A 19,495-nucleotide genomic window follows, 5' to 3' on the forward strand; every position below is an offset into this window, starting at 1 on the left:
GCCGATCCGGAGGAGCTGGGGGAGTTGGTCGCCGACACCGTGCTGGACGGCGCCCGGTACGGGGCGTGCACGTTGCGGGCCGTGTCGTTGCGCGGGGACTCGGCGCGGTACCGGGGCGAGCCGCGCCGTGACGCGCTGCTCACCGCGCGCTTCGGCACCGGGGAGCGCGCGCTGGTGCTCGTCGCGATGGCGACCGGCGCACGGGCCCGGCCGGGCGCGCATCTGGCGGCGGCCGAGGCGTGCCGGTGGATCGGGCAGGCGGTGGGCCGCAGCCATCAGCGGCTGGCCGAGGACATCCGGACGGCCCGGCGCGCCGACCTGAAGGCGGGCCTGCACCGGCTGACCGACCGCACCCTCGGCCGGCTCCGCGCGAGCGCCGCCGAGCAGGGCGTCGACCCGGAGGAGTACACGGCTTCCCTGCGCTGCCTGCTGCTGCCGGCCGACCCGGACTGCCGCACACGGGTGTTCTTCGGCGTCGGCGACGGCGGCCTGTTCCGGCTGCGGGACGGCGAGTGGCAGGACATCGAGCCGCGCGTGGCCCCTGAGGAGGCACCGGGTCCGCCCGTGGTCGGCTTCGGGTCGCCGCCGGCGGAGACCCCCGAGGGCGACCGGCTCACCATGGACCTCGGCATCCCGACCCCGCCGAGCCCGTACGAGCCGGCCCCGCAGCCGCCTCGTGAGCCGTTCCGGTTCCGGGCCTCGGTAGCCCGCCGGAGTGACGTCCTGGTGATGTGCACGGCGGGCCTCGCCGATCCGCTGCGCGGCGAGGCCGCCCTCTGCGGCTACCTGGCCCGACGCTGGTCCGGCCGCGGTGCGCCCGGCCTCGCCGCCTTCCTCGCCGACGCCCAGGTGCGGGTGAAGGGCTACGCCGACGACCGTACGGCGGCGGCCGTGTGGGAGGCGTAACCGCCGTCCCTGTGCATCCATGGGTGCATGGCCAAACAGAACGTAGCCGAGCAGTTCGTCGACATCCTCGTCCGTGCCGGTGTCCGCCGCCTCTACGGTGTCGTCGGCGACAGCCTCAACCCGATCGTGGACGCCGTCCGGCGCAACGCCGCCATCGACTGGATCCACGTCCGCCACGAGGAGACGGCCGCCTTCGCGGCCGGCGCCGAAGCCCAGGTCACCGGGCGGCTGGCCGCCTGCGCCGGCTCCTGCGGCCCCGGCAACCTGCACCTCATCAACGGCCTGTACGACGCCCACCGCTCCATGGCCCCGGTGCTCGCCCTCGCCTCGCACATCCCGTCCAGTGAGATCGGCCTCGGCTACTTCCAGGAGACCCACCCCGACCGGCTCTTCCAGGAGTGCAGTCACTACAGCGAGCTGATCTCCAGCCCGAAGCAGATGCCGCGGCTGCTGCAGACCGCCATCCAGCACGCGGTCGGCCAGGCCGGCGTCAGCGTGGTCGCGCTGCCCGGCGACATCGCCGCCGAACCCGCCCCGGAGAAGGCCGCGCAGAGCGCCCTCGTCACCTCCCGGCCCACCGTCCGGCCCGGCGACGCCGAGATCGACGCCCTCGTGGACATGATCGACACGGCCGGCAGGGTCACCCTGTTCTGCGGCAGCGGCACGGCCGGCGCGCACGCCGAGGTCATGGAGTTCGCCGGGCGGATCAAGTCCCCGGTGGGGCACGCCCTGCGCGGCAAGGAGTTCATCCAGTACGACAATCCTTTCGATGTAGGGATGAGCGGGCTGCTCGGCTACGGCGCCGCCTACGAGGCCACCCACGAGTGCGACCTGCTGATCCTGCTCGGCACCGACTTCCCGTACAACGCCTTCCTGCCCGACGACGTGCGGATCGCCCAGATCGACGTGCGGCCCCAGGTCCTCGGCCGCCGCTCCCGGCTCGACCTGGCCGTGTGGGGAGACGTGCGCGAGACGCTGCGCTGCCTGATCCCGCGGGTGAAGGAGAAGACCGACCGGCGCTTCCTGGACCGGATGCTGAAGAAGCACGCCGACGTGCTGGAGGGCGTGGTCAAGGCGTACACCCGCAAGGTCGACAAGCACGTGCCGATCCACCCCGAGTACGTGGCCGCCGTCCTCGACGACGTCGCCGACGACGACGCCGTGTTCACCGTGGACACCGGGATGTGCAACGTCTGGGCGGCCCGCTACATCTCACCCAACGGCCGCCGCCGCATCATCGGTTCGTTCTCGCACGGCTCGATGGCCAACGCGCTGCCCATGGCGATCGGCGCCCAGTTCACCGACCGCCGGCGGCAGGTGGTGTCGATGTCCGGCGACGGCGGCTTCGCCATGCTCATGGGCGACTTCCTGACCCTGGTGCAGTACGACCTGCCGGTGAAGGTCGTCCTGTTCAACAACTCCTCCCTCGGGATGGTCGAGTTGGAGATGATGGTCTCCGGGCTGCCCTCGTACGGCACCGCGAACACCAACCCCGACTTCGCCGCCGTCGCGCGCGCCTGCGGCGCCCTGGGGATCCGGGTGGAGAAGCCCAAACAGCTCGCCGGGGCGCTCAAGGACGCCTTCCGGCACAAGGGGCCCGCGCTGGTGGACGTCGTCACCGACCCCAACGCGCTGTCCATCCCGCCGCGGATCAGCGCCGAGATGGTCACCGGCTTCGCGCTGTCCGCCTCCAAGATCGTGCTGGACGGCGGGGTGGGCCGCATGCTCCAGATGGCCCGCTCGAACCTGCGGAACATGCCGCGGCCCTGACCCCGAAGAGGGAGCGGTTTTCGGCCAGTTTCACGGGGCGTGACCGTGTGCCGACCGCTCGTGCCGGGCGCATCTGCCCGGCGGTCACGGGGCGTCAGTGGCGCCGGACGGCCTGCCGGGGGCCCCGCGCAGGGGTCCCGCGGTCCGGTACGTCCCGGTGCGTCGGTCCGTGGCCGTGGCCGAACCGCCGGTCATCGGGCCGGGACGAGGACTGTCCGTGAGCCCGTTGGGCAAGCATCCCCCGTGAACGTGTTCGACCAGGAGGGACGAGGACCAGCGGCGTGTGGGCGGGGGTCATGAGAAGGCAGGCGCGAGGAGGCGGTCCCGGGACCGTCGGGGCCTCCTCGGCTCGGACGGGGGACGACACGGGGGAGACCGTGGGGGAAGGATCGAACACCATCACGGAACACGCGCGGCGGCTGCGGCGCAGACTGGGGCGGGCGGATTTGCGGGCCGTGCCCGAGGCGCGGCGGGAACTGCGCGAACTGCTGCGGCACTGGGGCAAGCCGGGCCGCTCGGAGATCGCCGAACTGCTCACCAGCGAACTGGTCACCAACGCACTGGTGCACACCGACGACGACGCCGTGCTCACGGCGGTCGTGGCGCCCGCCGGACTGCGCGTGGAGGTGCGGGACTTCGTGGCCCGCAGACCCGAGCTGCACACCCCGGACGACGACGAGGACACCCACGGCCGGGGCCTGGTCCTGGTGGAGTCCCTCGCGGACGCGTGGGGTGTACGGCCGCACGGGGTGGGCAAGTCGGTGTGGTTCGAGCTCGGCGCCGAGGCCGCGTGACGGGCCGCGGACACGGGACGGGGGCGTGACCCAGGCGGTCACGCCCCCGTCCCGTACCGAGCCGCGCGTCTAGCCGAACTGCTGCTCGAGGTCCTTCAGCTTGCGCTCCAGGGAGTCCAGTCGCGGCAGGGCCATGGTGTCGTCCTCGGCGGTGAGGTCGACGGTCACCGGCTCAGCCGCGCCGCGGACCGGCTGCAAAGAGGGCCGAGAGCGTACCGGCAGCTGCTCCGCGGTCGATATGGCAGGCTCCGCGGTGGCCTGGGCGGGGCCGCGCTCCACGGCCTGCACCTCGACCTGGCGGCCACCGCCCCGGCCGACGAGGCCCCGGTGGCCCCGGCTGATGGCCTTCAGCCGAGCGCGCTCGATCCGCTGCTGGTCGCGCCGGCGCTGCCGCGTCTCGTCCTTCCGCTGCTTGTCCTCGCGGACCTCCTCGACCGCCTCGTCGAGGCTGCGCACACCCTCCAGCAGCATCAGCGACCAGGCCCGGTAGGTCTCGCGGGGCGCCCGCAGCCAGCGCACGATCCGGATCTGCGGCAGCGGGCGCGGCACCAGGCCCTGCTCGCGCAGGGCGGCGCGGCGGGTCTGCTTCAGCGCCCGGTCGAACAGCACGGCGGCCGACAGCGACATACCGGAGAAGAACTGCGGCGCGCCCGCGTGCCCGGCACCCCGCGGCGCGTGCACCCAGTTGAACCAGGCCGCCGCCGCGGCGAACAACCACACGAGTATCCGCGACCCGAGCGCCGCGTCACCGTGGCTGGCCTCGCGCACCGCGAGCACGGAGCAGAACATCGCCGCGCCGTCCAGGCCGAACGGCACCAGGTACTGCCAGCCGTCGGTCAGCCCGAGGTTCTGCTCGCCGAAGCCGACCAGGCCGTGGAAGGACAGTGCGGCCGCGACCGCCGCACAGCAGAACAGCAGCACATAGGAGGCCGTGCCGTAGACGGCCTCCTTGCGCCGGCGGCGCTCCTCGCTGCGCTCCCACGAGTCGTCCGCGCTCGCGCTCTCCCCGGAGGAGCGCTTGCCGCGCGCGAGCACCGCCACCGCCGCCAGCATCCCCAGGAGCAGTACGGCGCCCGGAAGCAGCCAGTTCAGCGATATGTCGGTCAATCTCATCAGGGGTCCCTTGCATTGGGATAGGGCGTAACGCCCGCCATAGTGGCCCACTCCCGTCGGCCCTCAGGGGGTTTCGGGGCAAGAGGCCGCCAAGAAGGTGCAAGGGGATGCCCAGGGCGACGTATTGCTCGAACTGCCGCTTGAGGGGCGGGAGTTGAGTTCGAATAAGACTACCCGGACGGATGGTTCCGCGGAAAGTTCCCGCGGCGGGTGAGGAAGTTGTGAAGGGCTCGTCCGCGTGGGCGACCCGGTTCGCGATGATCTTAGGGCACGCGGGGCGCGGGCTCATACCTGCCGGAGCCTCAGGCCGCGGCCCCGGCGGCCAGTTGGGCGATCCGGTCGGCGTCGCAGGTGCGCGGGCAGGTGACGCAGGTGTCCTCGGGGCGCACGGTGTAGAACAGGCAGCAGCTCACCCGGTCCCGGGTGGGCAGGGGCTCGCCGTGCGGACCGGTGAGCGTGCGGAACGCGGCCGAGCCGGCGTACGGCCGGGTCGCGCCCGGCAGCAGCAGCTCCAGCTCCCGCACCGCCAGCCCCTCCTCGCGCTCGCCCAGCAGCCGGGCGACGTACCACAGCCCCTCCACGACCTCGTCGGTCGCCATGCCCCACAGCGCCCGCCCGCGCCGCCGCATCCGCGGCCCGAAGGCGGCGAGCACCGGCTCCAGGTGCTCGGCGACGGACGCCCGCACCTCGGCCCGCAGCGCCTCCTCGTCCGGCACGACGACGGCTCCGGGCAGGGCGGACGCGGGGTCGGCGGGCAGGCAGGCGAAGGAGACGGGGCCGCGTACGGCCATACGCCCGGTCGTGCGGTCGTACGACACCTGCGGCACGGGCAGCCGGGGCACCCTGCGGTGCAGGAACCAGGGGACGGTGATCAGCAGGCAGGCGGCCCAGGCGTAGCGGTGCAGGCCGAAGCTCGCCACGACGTCCGGGCGGGCCGGCCGGCCGTAGTCCCGCAGCACCTGCGCGTCGTCCCGGGCGAGGAAGGCGTCCAGCTCCGGTCCGCCCGCCGCGAGCCCCGCCGCGCTCACCCAGCCGCCGCCCCGGGGCCACGGCTCGTCCGGGCCCAGCTCGGTCACGGCGAGGCCCGGGAAGGCGGCCCCGAGGCGCTCGTAGGCGGCAGTGAGCGGCGAGGCCGCAGCGGGCATGGCGGAACCACCGATCCTTGGTCACGGGCCGATTGAGCAGGTTAGCCTCACCTTACTCAAGCTCCCCGGAAGTTTGAACTGCGCCACGGTCCGCCTAAGGTGCTTGACGAACAAGCGACAAGCCGTCGTTAATACCCCAAGTACCGACAAGCCGCCAGGAGGACCCCGTGGAGCAGGGCGTGCAGGGCTCCGCCGCGACGTGGGAGGGCACCCGCGTCCCGGCCCGGCAGCGCCCTACGGACACCGGCTTCCCGGCCCAGCAGCGCTCCACGGACACCGACCTCCCGGCCCAGCAGCGCCCCGCGGACACCGGCCTCCCGGCCCGGGAGCGGGACGCCGCGGTGCCGGGGGCCGCGCGGGGCGAGCACACCCACGGCGAGCGGCCGATCCCCGCGCCGCGGCCCGCGGTGCAGCGCACGTCCGTGCGCGGGCAGATCCTGGACGCGCTGCGCACGGCGCTGGTGGCCGGTGAGCTCAAGCCGGGCGAGGTCTATTCGGCCCCCGTCCTCGGCGAGCGCTTCGGCGTCTCGGCCACGCCCGTGCGCGAGGCCATGCAGCAGCTCTCCCTGGAAGGCGCCGTCGAGGTCGTGCCCAACCGGGGCTTCCGGGTGGTCGAGCGCGGGGCGCGGGAGCTGGCGGAGCTGGCGGAGGTGCGCGGGCTCATCGAGGTGCCGGTGATGCTGCGGCTCGCCCGGACGGTGCCGGCCGAGCGGTGGGCCGGGCTCCGGCCGCTCGCGGAGGACACGGTACGGGCGGCCGCCTCGGGCTGCGCGGCGACGTACGCGGAGTCCGACCGGGCGTTCCACCGGGCGATGCTGTCCCTGTCGGGCAACGAGCAGCTGGTGCGCATCGCCGAGGACCTGCACCGCCGGTCCCAGTGGCCGCTCGTCGGCGGTCCGGTCCGGCACGGCCGTGCCGACCTGGTCGCGGACGCGTCGGAGCACACGGCTCTGCTGGACGCCCTGATCGCGCGGGACCTGGACGTGGTGCGGGAGCTGGTGGGGGAGCACTTCACGGGCGCCGGCTGACGGCGGCCGCGGTGCTCGGGCGCCGCTCCCCCGTGGCCGGGTCGCGTGCCCCCGCCGCTTCCGGCGCTCTCAGGAACCGCCCTGCGAGCCGTGCGCCGACTTCGAGTAGGCGTCGTGCCAGGCGGCCTTCGCGCCCGAGTCGCCGATGCGGTACACGTCCACCACCGCGCCCGCCGCCACGGCCACCGACAGCACGCCCACCACGATCCGGACCGGCAGCGCGGACCGGCGCGAGCCACCGCCCTGCCCGATCGGCGCGGGGGCGGGCCGGGCGGCCCACCAGACGACGCCGGCCAGCACGAACAGCCCCAGCGCCCAGGGCAGCAGCCCGTCGCCCAGCTCGGTGTGCCTGCGCACAAGAGCGTCGTCGGCGACGTGCCGCTCCAGCCACTCGCCCGCGTGCGAGGTCAGCGGCACGCTGATCAGGGCGACCAGGGCCACCGCGGGCAGCAGCACGCCCAGGCGCCGGGCGGCCCGCGGCCACAGCGCGCAGGTCACCAGGGCGAGCGCGGTGAGCGGGATCAGCACCACGACGATGTGGACGAGCAGGACATGGGCCGGAAGGCCGTTGACGAGAGTCATCGGGACGCGCTCCTGAGGGGGGTTTCGGGGCGGGCCAGAGACTGTCAGAGGAAACTCTCAGTTCCCTCTGAGCCGGCCGGGACCCGTCGTCTCTCCGCTCGTCGTCTCCGTCCGGGCCGGTCGCCGGGGCGCGTCGTCTTCCTCTGGGCCGGCCGCGGGGCGCGTCGTCGTCCTCTGGGCCGGCCGCTGAGACCCGTCGTCCAGTTCCCTCCCCGCCCTCCGGCCGCGGGGACCTCGGCCCCGCGCGTCAGGCACGAGCGCCGGGCCCGCGGCGTCGGACCTAAGCGGTCGCCGGCCCCGCGGCCGGAGGGCACGAGCGCCGGGCCCGCGGCGACGGACCTAGGCAGTCGCCGCACCCGGCGCGGGCGGCGTCAACTGCCGCGCCAGCCACGTCGGCACGCCCCCGAGCAGGCGGAACAGCCGCCGGGCCTCCTCGCGCAGCCGGGACGCCTCCGGCTCGTCCTCGGTGTCCGCCAGCGAGGCCAGGGCGGGCGCGGTGCCCACCAGGTAGCCCAGCTCCTCGCGGATCCGCAGGGACTCGGCGAAGCCGTTCCGGGCCTCGGTCAACTCCCCCTCGCGCAGGGCGAGTCCGGCGAGGTGGCGCCAGGTGAAGGACAGCAGCAGCGGGTCGGCGTGCGCGGCGGCGGCCGCGTGCGCCCTGCGATACGCGGCACGCGCCGCCTGCGGGGAGTGGGTCAGGTTCTCCGCGATCAGGCCCCGGCGGAAGTCCAGCAGCGCCCGGCCCGCCGCGCCGGGCGGGATCAGCGCCGCCGCCCGGCCCAGCGCGGCCCGCGCCTCGTCCGCGCGGTCCCGGACGCCGTGCAGCGTGGCGGTGTAGGCGAGCTGGCCGCGCTCGCAGGCGGCCGCGCCCCGCTCCTCGTCGGTGTGCGCGAGCGCCTCGGCCGTCCGCAGGGCGTCCTCCGCCTCCGCCCAGCCCCGCTCGGTGTACAGGCACCGTTCGACCAGCAGCGAGGCGCGCTGCAACGCCGTCGGCGGGGTGTCGGGTGGCAGCAGGGCGGCCGCGTCGGCCCAGCAGGCCCGTGAGCGCAGCCGCCACACCGCGGTCTGGAGAGGATCGTCACCGGCGGTCGTTCCGTTACCAGACATGGCGGAATGCGCCACGTTGCCCTCCCCGAGCACGCCATCGAGCCTTGAGTGGTGGCGGCATTCCAGCACCAACAGCGGGGCCGGGCCAAGGGGGTGGGTGAAAGATTTCACAAAGTCGTGGGCACTTGGCGTGACTTGGCACGCCGCCCTCCGGGGGCCTTCGCTCAGCTCATGCGCAGCGCCAGGAAGAAGTCGAGCTTGTCCTCCAGCCGGGACAGGTCCCGTCCCGTCAACTGCTCGATCCGGCCGACCCGGTAGCGCAGCGTGTTGACGTGCAGGTGGAGGCGGGTGGCGCAGCGGGTCCAGGAGCCGTCGCAGTCGAGGAACGCCTCCAGGGTCGGGATCAGCTCGGCCCGGTGGCGGCGGTCGTACTCCTTCAGCGGGTCCAGCAGGCGGGCCGTGAAGGCCCGGCGGACGTCGTCCGGCACGAAGGGCAGCAGCAGGACGTGGCTGGCCAGTTCCTGGTGGCCGGCCGCGCAGACCCGGCCCGGGCGGGCGGCCGCCACCCGGCGGGCGTGCCGGGCCTCCTCCAGGGCGCCGCGCAGGCCCTCCGCCGAGTGCACGGCCGCGCTGACGCCGAGGGTGATGCGCCCGTCGTCGTTCAGGCCGGCCGACAGCGGTTCGCGCATCGCCTGCAGCAGTGCCTCGGCGAGCAGGCCGGTCTCCGAGCCGTCGTGCTCGGCCGCGACCGCGGGCAGCGGCACCAGGGCGATCGCCTCCTCGCCGGTGTGCGCCACGGCGATGCGGTCGGACGGCTCCGGGCCGGTCGCCTGCGGGTCGACCAGCACCTCCTCCAGCAGCGACTGGGCGACCGGGCCGCCCTCCACCTGGTCACCGTCCCATTCCACCCGGGCCACGACGACCTGCCAGTGCGGGGCCGCCCCGAGCCCGGGCAGGAGCACCGGCGCGGCGACCCGCAGGCGGGCCGCGATCTCGGCGGGCGCGGCGCCCGACTGCACCAGTTCCAGCACCTCCTGGGCGAGCCGGCGCCGCACCGTGCGGGCCGCGTCCCGGCGGTCCCGTTCGACGGCGATCAGCTGGGTGACGCCCTGGAGCAGGTCCATGCGCTCCTCGGGCCAGTCGCCCGCGTCCGCCTCGACGGCCAGCAGCCAGTCCGACAGCACCGTCTCGCGCACGTCGCGCGCGGCCTGCGGGGAGCGGCCGGAGGAACGGATCGGGAACAGCGAGTACACCGTACCGCCGAGCAGGACCCGGTGCGGGCCGCGCCGGCCGGTGCGGGCGGCGGTCAGGTGCTCGGCGGCCAGCTGCGCGCAGGTCTCGGCGGTCAGGGCCGGGCCCGGCGCCTTGGAGCCGGCGATCAGGCGGCCGGTGGGGGAGAGCACCCAGGCGCGCAGGTCCAGGTCGGAGCCGAGCAGGTCCAGCACGACGTCCGGGCCGCCGCCCGCCGGGCCCGAGGTCATCATCCGCCGGTGCCGGTCCACCACGGCCGCCAGGTCCCCGGCCCGCTCGCCGGACACCTGCCGGACGACGTGCTCGGTGATCGTCGCGAACGCCACCGACTCGTGCACCGCGAACAGCGGCAGCCGGTGCCTGGCGCAGGCGAGCACCAGGTCGTCCGGCACATCGCCCAGCTCGGCCTCGCCGGCCGCGAGGGCCGCCACCCCGGCCTGCACGAGGATGCGGACGAACGGCTCGGAGTCCGCGGCGTCCCGGCGCCAGGCCAGGCCCGTGAGCACCAGCTCACCGCCGGAGAGGTAGCGGCTGGGGTCGCGCAGGTCGGTGGTCATCACACCGCGCACCGCGCGGTCCAGCTCGTCCTCGCCGCCGAGCAGCCGCAGCCCCAGCGCGTCGGTGTCCAGCAGTGCGCGCAGCCGCATCTCGTCGCCGCCGTTCCTTGTCTCGAAACCTACGATGGATCTTGGGTGGGGTACACGGGAGTGGCCCGGTGCGGGCGTGCGCGGGCCGCCTTCCGGGGCCGCCGGGCCGTTACCTGCGTTTCCCCAGGAAAACGGAGAGGTTGCCGATGACCTCCGTTCATACGAATCTACAAGATGCCCGCCGTGGCCAGCCAACTCCTTCATGGTTTCGGTGACTGACCCCGCCGGAGTACGCGGCGGTGTACTGAGTCCACTCCGCGTCCGACAGCACCTGAACGAGCCCCGTCCCGCCGCACCCGGACTGGCTCGATCCGTACGGCTTCCAAGAGCCTGCCAAGAGCACCGAGACGAAGAAGAGAGCCGGTCATGGACTTCCTTCGCCCCGCCAGCTGGGAGGAGGCGCTCGCCGCGAAGGCCGAGCACCCCACCGCTGTGCCGATTGCGGGTGGCACCGACGTGATGGTCGAGATCAACTTCGACCACCGCCGGCCCGAGTACCTCCTCGACCTGAACCGCATCGGAGACCTCTACGAGTGGGAGGCCGGCGAGGAGAGTGTGCGGCTGGGCGCCTCGGTGCCCTACACCACGATCATGGAAGAGCTCCGTGCCGAGCTGCCGGGCCTCGCGCTCGCCTCGCACACGGTGGCCTCCCCGCAGATCCGCAACCGCGGCGGCGTCGGCGGCAACCTCGGCACGGCCTCGCCCGCCGGCGACGCCCACCCCGCCCTCCTCGCGGCCGGCGCCGAGGTGGAGGTGGCGTCGGCCGCCCGCGGCACCCGGCTGATCCCGATCGACGCGTTCTACACCGGCGTCAAGCGCAACGCGCTCCAGCCCGACGAGCTGATCCGCGCCGTGCACATCAGGAAGGCGGACGGCCCGCAGCAGTACTCCAAGGTCGGCACGCGCAACGCCATGGTCATCGCCGTGTGCGCCTTCGGCCTCGCGCTGCACCCGCAGACCCGCACCGTGCGCACCGGTATCGGCTCGGCGGCCCCCACACCCGTGCGGGCCAGGGCCGCCGAGGAGTTCCTGAACGCGGCCCTCGAGGAGGGCGGCTTCTGGGACAACGGGAAGATCATCACCCCGTCCGTCGCCCAGCGGTTCGCGCAGCTGTGCTCCGGCGCCTGCAACCCGATCGACGACGTCCGGGGCACCGCGAGCTACCGCCGCCACGCGGTCGGCGTGATGGCCCGCCGGACGCTCACCTGGACCTGGGAGTCGTACCGCGGCGCCCGCCGCGCATCAGAGGGAGCTGCGTAATGCGTGTCAACTTCACCGTGAACGGACGCCCGCAGGAGGCCGACGACGTCTGGGAGGGCGAGTCCCTGCTGTACGTCCTGCGCGAGCGCCTCGGCCTGCCCGGCTCCAAGAACGCGTGCGAGCAGGGCGAGTGTGGCTCCTGCACCGTGCGGCTCGACGGCGTGCCCGTCTGCTCCTGCCTGGTGGCGGCCGGTCAGGTCGAGGGCCGCGAGGTGGTGACCGTGGAGGGTCTGGCGGACTATGCCAGGCAGCGCGCGTGCGGCACCGGCTCCGGCGGCACCTCGCTCGACGAGGCCCGCGGATGGCGGGCGAAGGGCACCGACTCGCAGACCGGCGAGGGCGCCGGACTCTCGCCGGTCCAGCAGGCGTTCATTGACGCGGGCGCCGTCCAGTGCGGCTTCTGCACCCCGGGTCTGCTCGTCGCCTCCGACGAACTCCTGGAGCGCAACCCGAACCCCACCGACGCCGACATCCGCGAGGCGCTGTCGGGCAACCTGTGCCGCTGCACGGGCTACGAGAAGATCATGGACGCGGTCCGCCTGGCGGCCGCCCGCAAGTCCGAGGGGGCCTGACCATGCCAGCCAACGGCGCTCCTACGAAGATCACGCAGGGCACCCCGACCAAGGGCGGCATCGGCGAGTCCACGCTCCGGCCCGACGGCACCCTGAAGGTCACCGGCGAGTTCGCGTACTCGTCCGACATGTGGCACGAGGACATGCTCTGGGGCCAGATCCTGCGCTCCACCGTCGCGCACGCCGAGATCGTCTCGATCGACACCAGCGAGGCCCTGGCCACGCCGGGCGTTTACGCGGTCATGACGTACGACGACCTGCCCACCGAGGTGCGCCACTACGGCCTGGAGATCCAGGACACCCCGGTCCTCGCCCACGGCAAGGTGCGCCACCACGGCGAGCCGGTCGCGCTCGTCGCCGCCGACCACCCGGAGACCGCCCGCCGCGCCGCCGCGAAGATCAAGGTCGACTACCGCGAACTCCCCGTCATCACCGACGAGGCCTCCGCGACCGCCCCCGACGCGGTCCTCGTCCACGAGAACCGCACCGACCACCACGCCGGTCACGTCCCGCACCCGAACATCGTGCATCGCCAGCCGATCGTCCGCGGCGACGTGACCGAGGCGCGCGGGCGGGCCGACGTGATCGTCGAGGGCGAGTACACCTTCGGCATGCAGGACCAGGCCTTCCTCGGTCCCGAGTCCGGCCTCGCCGTGCCGGAGGAGGACGGCGGCGTCCACCTCTACATCGCCACCCAGTGGCTCCACTCCGACCTGCGCCAGATGGCCCCGGTGCTCGGTCTGCCGCCGGAGAAGGTGCGCATGACGCTGGCCGGCGTCGGCGGCGCGTTCGGCGGCCGCGAGGACCTGTCGATGCAGATCCACGCGTGCCTGCTCGCGCTGCGCACCGGCAAGCCCGTCAAGATCGTCTACAACCGGTTCGAGTCCTTCTTCGGGCATGTCCACCGCCACCCGGCGAAGCTGTACTACGAGCACGGGGCCACGCGCGACGGCAGGCTGACCCATGTGAAGTGCCGGATCGTCCTGGACGGCGGGGCCTACGCCTCCGCCTCCCCGGCGGTCGTCGGCAACGCCTCCTCCCTGTCGGTCGGCCCCTACGTGGTCGACGACGTCGACATCGAGGCCCTCGCCCTCTACACCAACAACCCGCCCTGCGGCGCCATGCGCGGATTCGGCGCGGTCCAGGCGTGCTTCGCCTACGAGGCGCAGATGGACAAGCTGGCGAAGAAGCTGGGCATGGACCCGGTGGAGTTCCGGCAGCTGAACGCCATGGAGCAGGGCACGATCATGCCGACGGGCCAGCCCGTCGACTCCCCGGCCCCGGTCGCCGAACTCCTGCGCCGCGTCAAGGCGATGCCGCTGCCGCCGGAGCGCCAGTGGGAGTCCAGCGAGGGAGCCGACGTACGGCAGCTGCCCGGCGGCCTGTCCAACACCACGCACGGCGAGGGCGTCGTACGCGGAGTCGGCTACGCGGTCGGCATCAAGAACGTGGGCTTCTCCGAGGGCTTCGACGACTACTCCACCGCCAGGGTGCGCATGGAGGTCGTGGGCGGCGAGCCCGTCGCTACCGTGCACACCGCGATGGCGGAGGTCGGCCAGGGCGGCGTCACCGTGCACGCGCAGATCGCCCGCACCGAGCTGGGCGTGGCCCAGGTGACCATCCACCCGGCCGACACCCGGGTGGGCTCGGCGGGTTCGACCTCGGCCTCCCGGCAGACCTACGTCACCGGCGGCGCCGTGAAGCACGCGTGCGAGCTGGTCCGCGAGCGGGTCCTGGAGCTCGGGCGCCGCAAGTTCGGCTCCTACCACCCCGCTTGGGCGACGGCGGAGCTGCTGCTGGAGGGCGGCAAGGTCGTCACCGACGGCGGCGAGGTGCTGGCCGACCTGGTGGACGTCCTGGAGGACGAGGTGGTGGAGATCGAGCGGGAGTGGCGGCACCGGCCGACCGAGCCCTTCGACCTGCGCACCGGCCAGGGCAACGGGCACGTCCAGTACTCCTTCGCCGCCCACCGCGCGGTCGTCGAGGTCGACACCGAACTCGGGTTGGTCAAGGTGATCGAGCTGGCCTGCGCCCAGGACGTCGGCAAGGCGCTCAACCCGCTCTCCGTCATCGGCCAGATCCAGGGCGGTACGACCCAGGGCCTGGGCGTGGCCGTGATGGAGGAGATCGTCGTCGACCCGAGGACGGCGAAGGTCAAGAACCCCTCCTTCACGGACTATCTGATCCCCACGATCCTCGACACGCCGACCATCCCGGTCGATGTGCTCGAACTCGCCGACGACCACGCCCCGTACGGGCTGCGCGGCGTCGGCGAGGCCCCGACCCTGTCGTCCACCCCGGCCGTCCTCGCGGCGATCCGGGACGCGACCGGGCTGGAGCTGAACAGGACGCCGGTACGTCCCGAACACCTCACCGGCACGTGACCCTCCGAGGGTCGAACCTCTGAGTCGTCCTGGGGACGCGTTCCCCGGGATCCCCCTCTGTTCGTCTCGGGCCGTCCCCCGGGTCGTGCACCTCCCCAAATCCCGCGCGCCGTCGAAGGCGTGCGCACGGGTGCCCCTTTGAACCTTGGGAGCAGGCCCACATGACCCAGCAGTCACTGGAGCCGACGACCACCGCCGAGGACGCGGGTGAGGGCACCCGCGTCCCGGCCGGCCGGTCCTGGCTCGACCGGTACTTCCACATCTCCCGGAGAGGATCCACCGTCGCGCGCGAGGTGCGCGGCGGCATCACCACCTTCATGGCGATGGCCTACATCCTCCTCCTCAACCCCCTCATCCTGTCCGGCAAGGACGTGCACGGTGACACGCTCGGCCAGCGGGCGCTGATCACCGCCACCGCGTTCGCCGCGGCCCTCACCACGCTGCTGATGGGATTCGTCGGCAGGGTGCCGCTCGCCCTCGCCGCCGGCCTCTCCGTCTCCGGCGTCCTGTCCTCGCAGGTCGTCCCCCACATGACCTGGCCGCAGGCCATGGGCATGTGTGTGATGTACGGCGTCGTGATCATGCTACTGGTCGTCACCGGCCTGCGCGAGATGATCATGAACGCGATCCCGCTCGCGCTCAAGCACGGCATCACGATGGGCATCGGCCTGTTCATCGCCCTCATCGGCCTCTACAAGTCCGGCTTCGTGCACAAGGGCACGGCCACCCCGCTCAGCCTCGGCCCGGCGGGCCAGCTCACCGGCTGGCCGGTGCTGCTCTTCGCCGGCACCCTGCTGCTGATCTTCATGCTGCAGGCCCGGAACGTCCCCGGCGCCATCCTGATCGGCATCGTCTCCGGCACGGTCGTCGCCGCGGTCCTCGACGGGCTCGGGGTCATCGACCCCAAGCAGTGGGCGGGCGGCGCCCCCGCCCTGCACGGCAGCGCGGTGTCGATGCCCGACTTCTCGCTCTTCGGGCACGTGGAGTTCGGCGGCTGGGGCCAGGTCGGCGGGATGACGGTCGCCATGATCGTCTTCACCCTGGTGCTCGCCGGCTTCTTCGACGCGATGGCCACCATCATCGGCGTCGGCACCGAGGCCCGACTCGCCGACGACAAGGGCCGTATGCCCGGCCTGTCCAAGGCGCTGTTCATCGACGGCGCCGGCGGCGCGATCGGCGGCCTGGCGGGCGGCTCCGGCCAGACGGTGTTCATCGAGTCCGCCACGGGCGTCGGAGAGGGGGCCCGCACGGGTCTCGCCTCCGTCGTCACCGGTCTGTTCTTCACGGCCTGCCTGTTCTTCACCCCGGTCACCGCGATCGTCCCGCAGGAGGTCGCCTCGGCCGCCCTCGTGGTCATCGGCGCCATGATGCTGATGAACGCCCGGCACGTGGACTGGGCCGACCGCGCCACCGCGATCCCGGTGTTCCTGACCGTCGTCCTGATGCCGTTCACCTACACCATCACCACCGGTGTCGCCGCCGGCGTCATCTCCTACACGGCCATCAGGACCGCCCAGGGCAAGGCCCGCGAGATCGGCGCCTTCATGTGGGGGCTGACCGTGGTGTTCCTGGTCTACTTCGCCCTCCATCCCATCGAGGGCCGGCTGGGCGTGCACTAGCGTCCGGCCGACCCCCCTTCCGCGCAACCCCGTGAGGAGACCGAGAGATGCTGGACATCGCCGAGGAGCTGAACCGGTGGGTCGAGCAGGGCCGTGACTTCGCCGTCGCCACCGTGGTGGCCGTCGGCGGCAGCGCCCCGCGCCGGCCGGGCGCCGCCCTCGCGGTGGACGCCGAGGGCACGGCGGTCGGCTCGGTCTCCGGGGGGTGCGTGGAGGGCGCCGTGTACGAGCTGTGCCGGCAGGTGCTCCAGGACGGGCAGCCCGTCCTCGAACGCTTCGGGTACAGCGACGAGGACGCGTTCGCCGTCGGCCTGACCTGCGGCGGCGTCATCGACATCCTCGTCGTGCCGGTCGTGGCGGACGGTCCCGCGCGGCCGGTGGTCCACGCCGCGCTGGCCGCCGCCGCGTGCGGGCAGGCGGCGGCGCTCGCGCGGATCGTGGCGGGGCCGGACGAACTGCGGGGCCGGGCCCTGCTCGTGCGCGCCGACGGGTCGTACGACGGCGGCTTCGGCGCCCACCCCGAACTGGACCGCACGGTCGCCGCCGAGGCCGGCGCCCTCCTGGACGCGGGGCGCACGGGCACCCTGGAGATCGGCGAGCAGGGCTCGCGCTGCGGCGCCCCGCTCACCGTCCTGGTCGAGTCCTCCGTCCCCGCGCCCCGGATGATCGTCTTCGGTGCGATCGACTTCGCGTCGGCCCTGGTCCGGGTCGGCAAGTTCCTCGGTTACCACGTCACCGTGTGCGACGCCCGCCCGGTGTTCGCCACCCGCGCCCGTTTCCCCGAGGCCGACGAGATCGTCGTCGCGTGGCCCCACACGTACCTGGAGGGCACCGAGGTCGACGGCCGGACCGTGCTGTGCGTCCTCACCCACGACGCCAAGTTCGACGTGCCGCTGCTGAAGCTGGCGCTGCGACTGCCGGTCGCCTACGTCGGCGCGATGGGCTCCCGCCGCACCCACCTGGACCGCAACGAGCGGCTGCGCGAGGTCGGCGTCACCGAGCCGGAGCTGGCCCGGCTGCGCTCGCCGATCGGCCTCGACCTGGGCGCCCGCACGCCGGAGGAGACGGCCCTGTCCATCGGCGCCGAGATCGTCGCGCACCGGCGCGGCGGCAGCGGGGTCCCGCTGACCGGCGCGCACACCCCGATCCACCACGACACCGGGCCGCGCCCGGAGGCGGGGGTCGGGTCGGTGGCCTGAGCACGTGCGCGGGTACGGACGCGGAAAACGGTTTGCCGCGCGCGCGGGCGCCTGTGTTGCATGAGGACATGGTGTCCACCGACCGGCTGCTCGCCTTCGCGGCGCTGTCCCTTCTGCTGATCGTGATCCCCGGCCCGAGCGTGCTCTTCGTCGTCGGGCGGGCGCTCGCGCACGGCCGCCGCACCGCGCTGACCACGGTCGCCGGCAACACGCTCGGCGCCTACGTCCTCGTCGCGGCCGTGGCCCTCGGCATCGGCTCGGTCGTCGAACGCTCCGTGCTCGTCTTCACCGCGCTGAAGCTCGCGGGCGCCGCCTACCTGGTGTACCTCGGGATCAGGGCATGGCGGCAGCGCGGCTCGCTGCGGGCCGCGTTCGCGGAGTCCGGCCGCCCGGCGCACGGCGGCCTGCGCACCCTCTGGGAGGGGTTCGCGGTCGGCATCGCCAACCCCAAGACGATGGTCTTCTTCGCCGCCGTACTGCCCCAGTTCGTCGACCGAGACCAGGGGCATGTGCCGGTGCAGATGCTGCTGCTCGGCCTGGTCTTCAACGCCATCGCGCTGGCCTCCGACAGCCTCTGGGGCCTGGTCGCCTCGGGCGCCCGGGACTGGTTCGCGCGCTCGCCCCGGCGGCTCGCCGCGGTCGGCGGCGTCGGCGGCCTGACGATGATCGGCCTCGGCGTGACGGTCGCCGCGACCGGCCGCAAGGACTGAGCGCGTCCCTCCTCAGGGCCGCCGCAGCAGCCGGGTCACCGCGCGTCCGAACATCGCCCGGGCCGTGCGCTCCGTCGCGCCGTCGAATGCCCGGGGCAGGAACCGCACCCGCAGCTCCTCCCGCCACAGCACGCGGCTGCGGCCGCCGGGCCCCGGCCGGACCTCGACCTCCGCCCAGCCCAGGATCACCCTGCCCCGCTTCTCCAAGCGGCACAGCCCGGGCTCGCCGCCGGCGGGCGGGCGCCAGACGGTCACCTCCATCACGTCGTCGAAGGCCAGCGGGCCCACGCCGGAACGAGCGACGAAGCGGGTGCCCTCCCGGGTCGGCGCGGGCGTGAGCACCGTGATCCGGGTCAGCGGGACCACCTGGGCGTGGCGGGGCCACTGGGTGAGCCGGCGCCACGTCTCGTCCAGAGGAAGTGGGGTCGTGCGTTCGAAGGAGAAGCGGGGCACGGCACGATGGTAGGCACTGCGCGCCGGGTCCCCCCGCTTTCGACCGCGCCTCACCCGGTCGGCGCAGCGGTCGCCTCAGGGCCGGTACACCTTGCCCGGTACGGCCTTGCCCGGTGCGAGGAGCTGGGGCACCGTCACAAAGACGTAGCCCCGCGCCTTGAGGGCGTCGATGATGCCCGGCACGGCCGGCACGGTGCCCGGGTAGATGTCGTGCAGCAGGATGATCCCGTCCCGGGACGCCTGGTCCAGGACCCGCTCGGTGATGAGCCGGGAGTCGTTGGTCATGTAGTCCTTGGCGGTCACGCTCCACAGCACCTCCGCCAGGCCCAGCTCCTTGCAGATCCGGTGCACGTCGGCGTCCGTACGGCCCTGCGGCGGGCGCATCAGCGTGGGCTTGTGCCCGATGAGCCGCTCGATCGCGTCGTCGGGCCGCGTCAGCTCCTCGCGTATCTGTGCGTCCGATATGCGCGTGAGGATCTTGTGGTCCCAGGTGTGGCTCGCGACCTCGTGGCCCTCGGCCGCCATCCGCTTGACCAGGTCCGGGTACTTCTCGATGTGGTTCTTGCCGAGCAGGAAGAAGGTCGCCGAGACCTTCTTCTGCTTCAGGATGTCGAGCAGCCGCGCCGAGTTCTCGCTGGGCCCCGCGTCGAAGGTGAGCGCGATGCACTTGGCCTCGCGGCAGTCGACGCTCCCCAGCCGCGCGGGTGCGCCGTGGGCCACTGCCGCGCGTGCGCTGCTCGGCGCGGTGGTGTCGACCTGCGCGCAGCCGGACAGTGTGAGTGCGAGGCCGACCGCGGCCGAAGCGAGCGCGGCCGGACGCAACCTCCGGCGCCGTCCGCGCGTCTTCTTGGACGCATGCTGCCAGGCCGGGATCTTGTGGGTCGTTGGAGACATGCCCGGACTATACACACAGTGTATAGCATGGCTGTTCGGGCCCTGTGGTCCGTCAGGCCGTACCACCGTGTTGGGGGGGGCGGCGCAGGAGGACGACCGCGGCGCCCCGACTCCGCCCAAC

General features: G+C 73.4%; 17 protein-coding genes. 10 read left to right on the plus strand and 7 right to left on the minus strand.

Features of this window, described 5'->3' with window-relative positions; all coding sequences use genetic code 11:
• The 3 genes from ACLU3S_RS27165 to ACLU3S_RS27175 all read left to right on the plus strand — a co-directional run.
• Positions 1-906, plus strand: a 906-nt coding sequence (locus tag ACLU3S_RS27165; protein WP_413954583.1) for a protein phosphatase 2C domain-containing protein, incomplete at its 5' end; no start/stop codon positions are given.
• A gap of 27 nt (positions 907-933) precedes the next feature.
• A complete protein-coding gene (locus ACLU3S_RS27170; protein ID WP_413954584.1) occupies positions 934-2,676 on the plus strand; it encodes a pyruvate dehydrogenase in 1,743 nt (580 codons plus the stop codon).
• A gap of 296 nt (positions 2,677-2,972) precedes the next feature.
• Positions 2,973-3,470, plus strand: a complete 498-nt coding sequence (locus tag ACLU3S_RS27175) for an ATP-binding protein (protein ID WP_413954585.1) — start codon at positions 2,973-2,975, stop codon at positions 3,468-3,470.
• 69 nt (positions 3,471-3,539) lie between these two features.
• Here the strand turns inward: ACLU3S_RS27175 and ACLU3S_RS27180 are convergent, their stop codons facing one another.
• Both ACLU3S_RS27180 and ACLU3S_RS27185 read right to left on the minus strand, forming a co-directional pair.
• Positions 3,540-4,583, minus strand: a complete 1,044-nt coding sequence (locus ACLU3S_RS27180; protein WP_413954586.1) for a DUF2637 domain-containing protein — start codon at positions 4,581-4,583, stop codon at positions 3,540-3,542.
• Positions 4,584-4,885: 302 nt separating this feature from the next.
• Positions 4,886-5,728: a (2Fe-2S)-binding protein gene (locus ACLU3S_RS27185; protein WP_413954587.1), complete on the minus strand. Its 843-nt coding sequence runs from the start codon at positions 5,726-5,728 to the stop codon at positions 4,886-4,888.
• Between the two features lie 167 nt (positions 5,729-5,895).
• Between ACLU3S_RS27185 and ACLU3S_RS27190 the strand changes: the two genes are divergently transcribed.
• Complete coding sequence (locus ACLU3S_RS27190; protein WP_413954588.1) at positions 5,896-6,756, plus strand: GntR family transcriptional regulator; 861 nt, start codon at positions 5,896-5,898, stop codon at positions 6,754-6,756.
• Between the two features lie 69 nt (positions 6,757-6,825).
• Here the strand turns inward: ACLU3S_RS27190 and ACLU3S_RS27195 are convergent, their stop codons facing one another.
• The 3 genes from ACLU3S_RS27195 to ACLU3S_RS27205 form a co-directional block, all read right to left on the minus strand.
• A complete protein-coding gene (locus ACLU3S_RS27195) occupies positions 6,826-7,338 on the minus strand; it encodes a DUF2231 domain-containing protein (protein WP_413954589.1) in 513 nt (170 codons plus the stop codon).
• 339 nt (positions 7,339-7,677) lie between these two features.
• Positions 7,678-8,445, minus strand: coding sequence for a hypothetical protein (locus ACLU3S_RS27200; RefSeq protein WP_413954590.1), 768 nt, complete (start codon positions 8,443-8,445; stop codon positions 7,678-7,680).
• Between the two features lie 164 nt (positions 8,446-8,609).
• Entirely contained in the window at positions 8,610-10,283 is a 1,674-nt protein-coding gene (locus tag ACLU3S_RS27205) for a PucR family transcriptional regulator (RefSeq protein ID WP_413954591.1), read from the minus strand.
• A 366-nt stretch (positions 10,284-10,649) separates the two neighbouring features.
• Here ACLU3S_RS27205 and ACLU3S_RS27210 point away from each other — a divergent pair, with 366 nt between their 5' ends.
• From ACLU3S_RS27210 to ACLU3S_RS27235, 6 genes are all read left to right on the plus strand, one after another.
• Positions 10,650-11,543 (plus strand): FAD binding domain-containing protein, encoded by an 894-nt coding sequence (locus tag ACLU3S_RS27210; protein ID WP_413954592.1) that lies wholly within the window; start codon positions 10,650-10,652, stop codon positions 11,541-11,543.
• Positions 11,543-12,115: a (2Fe-2S)-binding protein gene (locus ACLU3S_RS27215; protein WP_413954593.1), complete on the plus strand. Its 573-nt coding sequence runs from the start codon at positions 11,543-11,545 to the stop codon at positions 12,113-12,115. The genes ACLU3S_RS27210 and ACLU3S_RS27215 overlap by 1 nt, the downstream gene beginning before the upstream one ends.
• A gap of 2 nt (positions 12,116-12,117) precedes the next feature.
• Complete coding sequence (locus ACLU3S_RS27220; RefSeq protein WP_413954594.1) at positions 12,118-14,499, plus strand: xanthine dehydrogenase family protein molybdopterin-binding subunit; 2,382 nt, start codon at positions 12,118-12,120, stop codon at positions 14,497-14,499.
• Between the two features lie 161 nt (positions 14,500-14,660).
• Positions 14,661-16,118 carry an NCS2 family permease gene (locus ACLU3S_RS27225; RefSeq protein ID WP_413954595.1) on the plus strand — a complete coding sequence of 486 codons (1,458 nt, stop codon included), beginning with the start codon at positions 14,661-14,663 and terminating at the stop codon, positions 16,116-16,118.
• 47 nt (positions 16,119-16,165) lie between these two features.
• A complete protein-coding gene (locus ACLU3S_RS27230) occupies positions 16,166-17,317 on the plus strand; it encodes an XdhC family protein (RefSeq protein ID WP_413954596.1) in 1,152 nt (383 codons plus the stop codon).
• 68 nt (positions 17,318-17,385) lie between these two features.
• On the plus strand, positions 17,386-18,027 hold the full coding sequence (locus ACLU3S_RS27235; protein WP_413954597.1) for a LysE family translocator: 642 nt from the start codon (positions 17,386-17,388) through the stop codon (positions 18,025-18,027).
• 12 nt (positions 18,028-18,039) lie between these two features.
• On the opposite strand, the gene ACLU3S_RS27240 is transcribed toward ACLU3S_RS27235, so the two are convergent.
• Both ACLU3S_RS27240 and ACLU3S_RS27245 read right to left on the minus strand, forming a co-directional pair.
• Positions 18,040-18,480 (minus strand): SRPBCC family protein, encoded by a 441-nt coding sequence (locus ACLU3S_RS27240; RefSeq protein ID WP_413954598.1) that lies wholly within the window; start codon positions 18,478-18,480, stop codon positions 18,040-18,042.
• A gap of 75 nt (positions 18,481-18,555) precedes the next feature.
• Positions 18,556-19,374: a polysaccharide deacetylase family protein gene (locus ACLU3S_RS27245; RefSeq protein ID WP_413954599.1), complete on the minus strand. Its 819-nt coding sequence runs from the start codon at positions 19,372-19,374 to the stop codon at positions 18,556-18,558.
• Between the last annotated feature and the right edge of the window lie 121 nt (positions 19,375-19,495).

The organism is Streptomyces sp. AF1A (assembly GCF_047340315.1).
Lineage (GTDB): Bacteria > Actinomycetota > Actinomycetes > Streptomycetales > Streptomycetaceae > Streptomyces.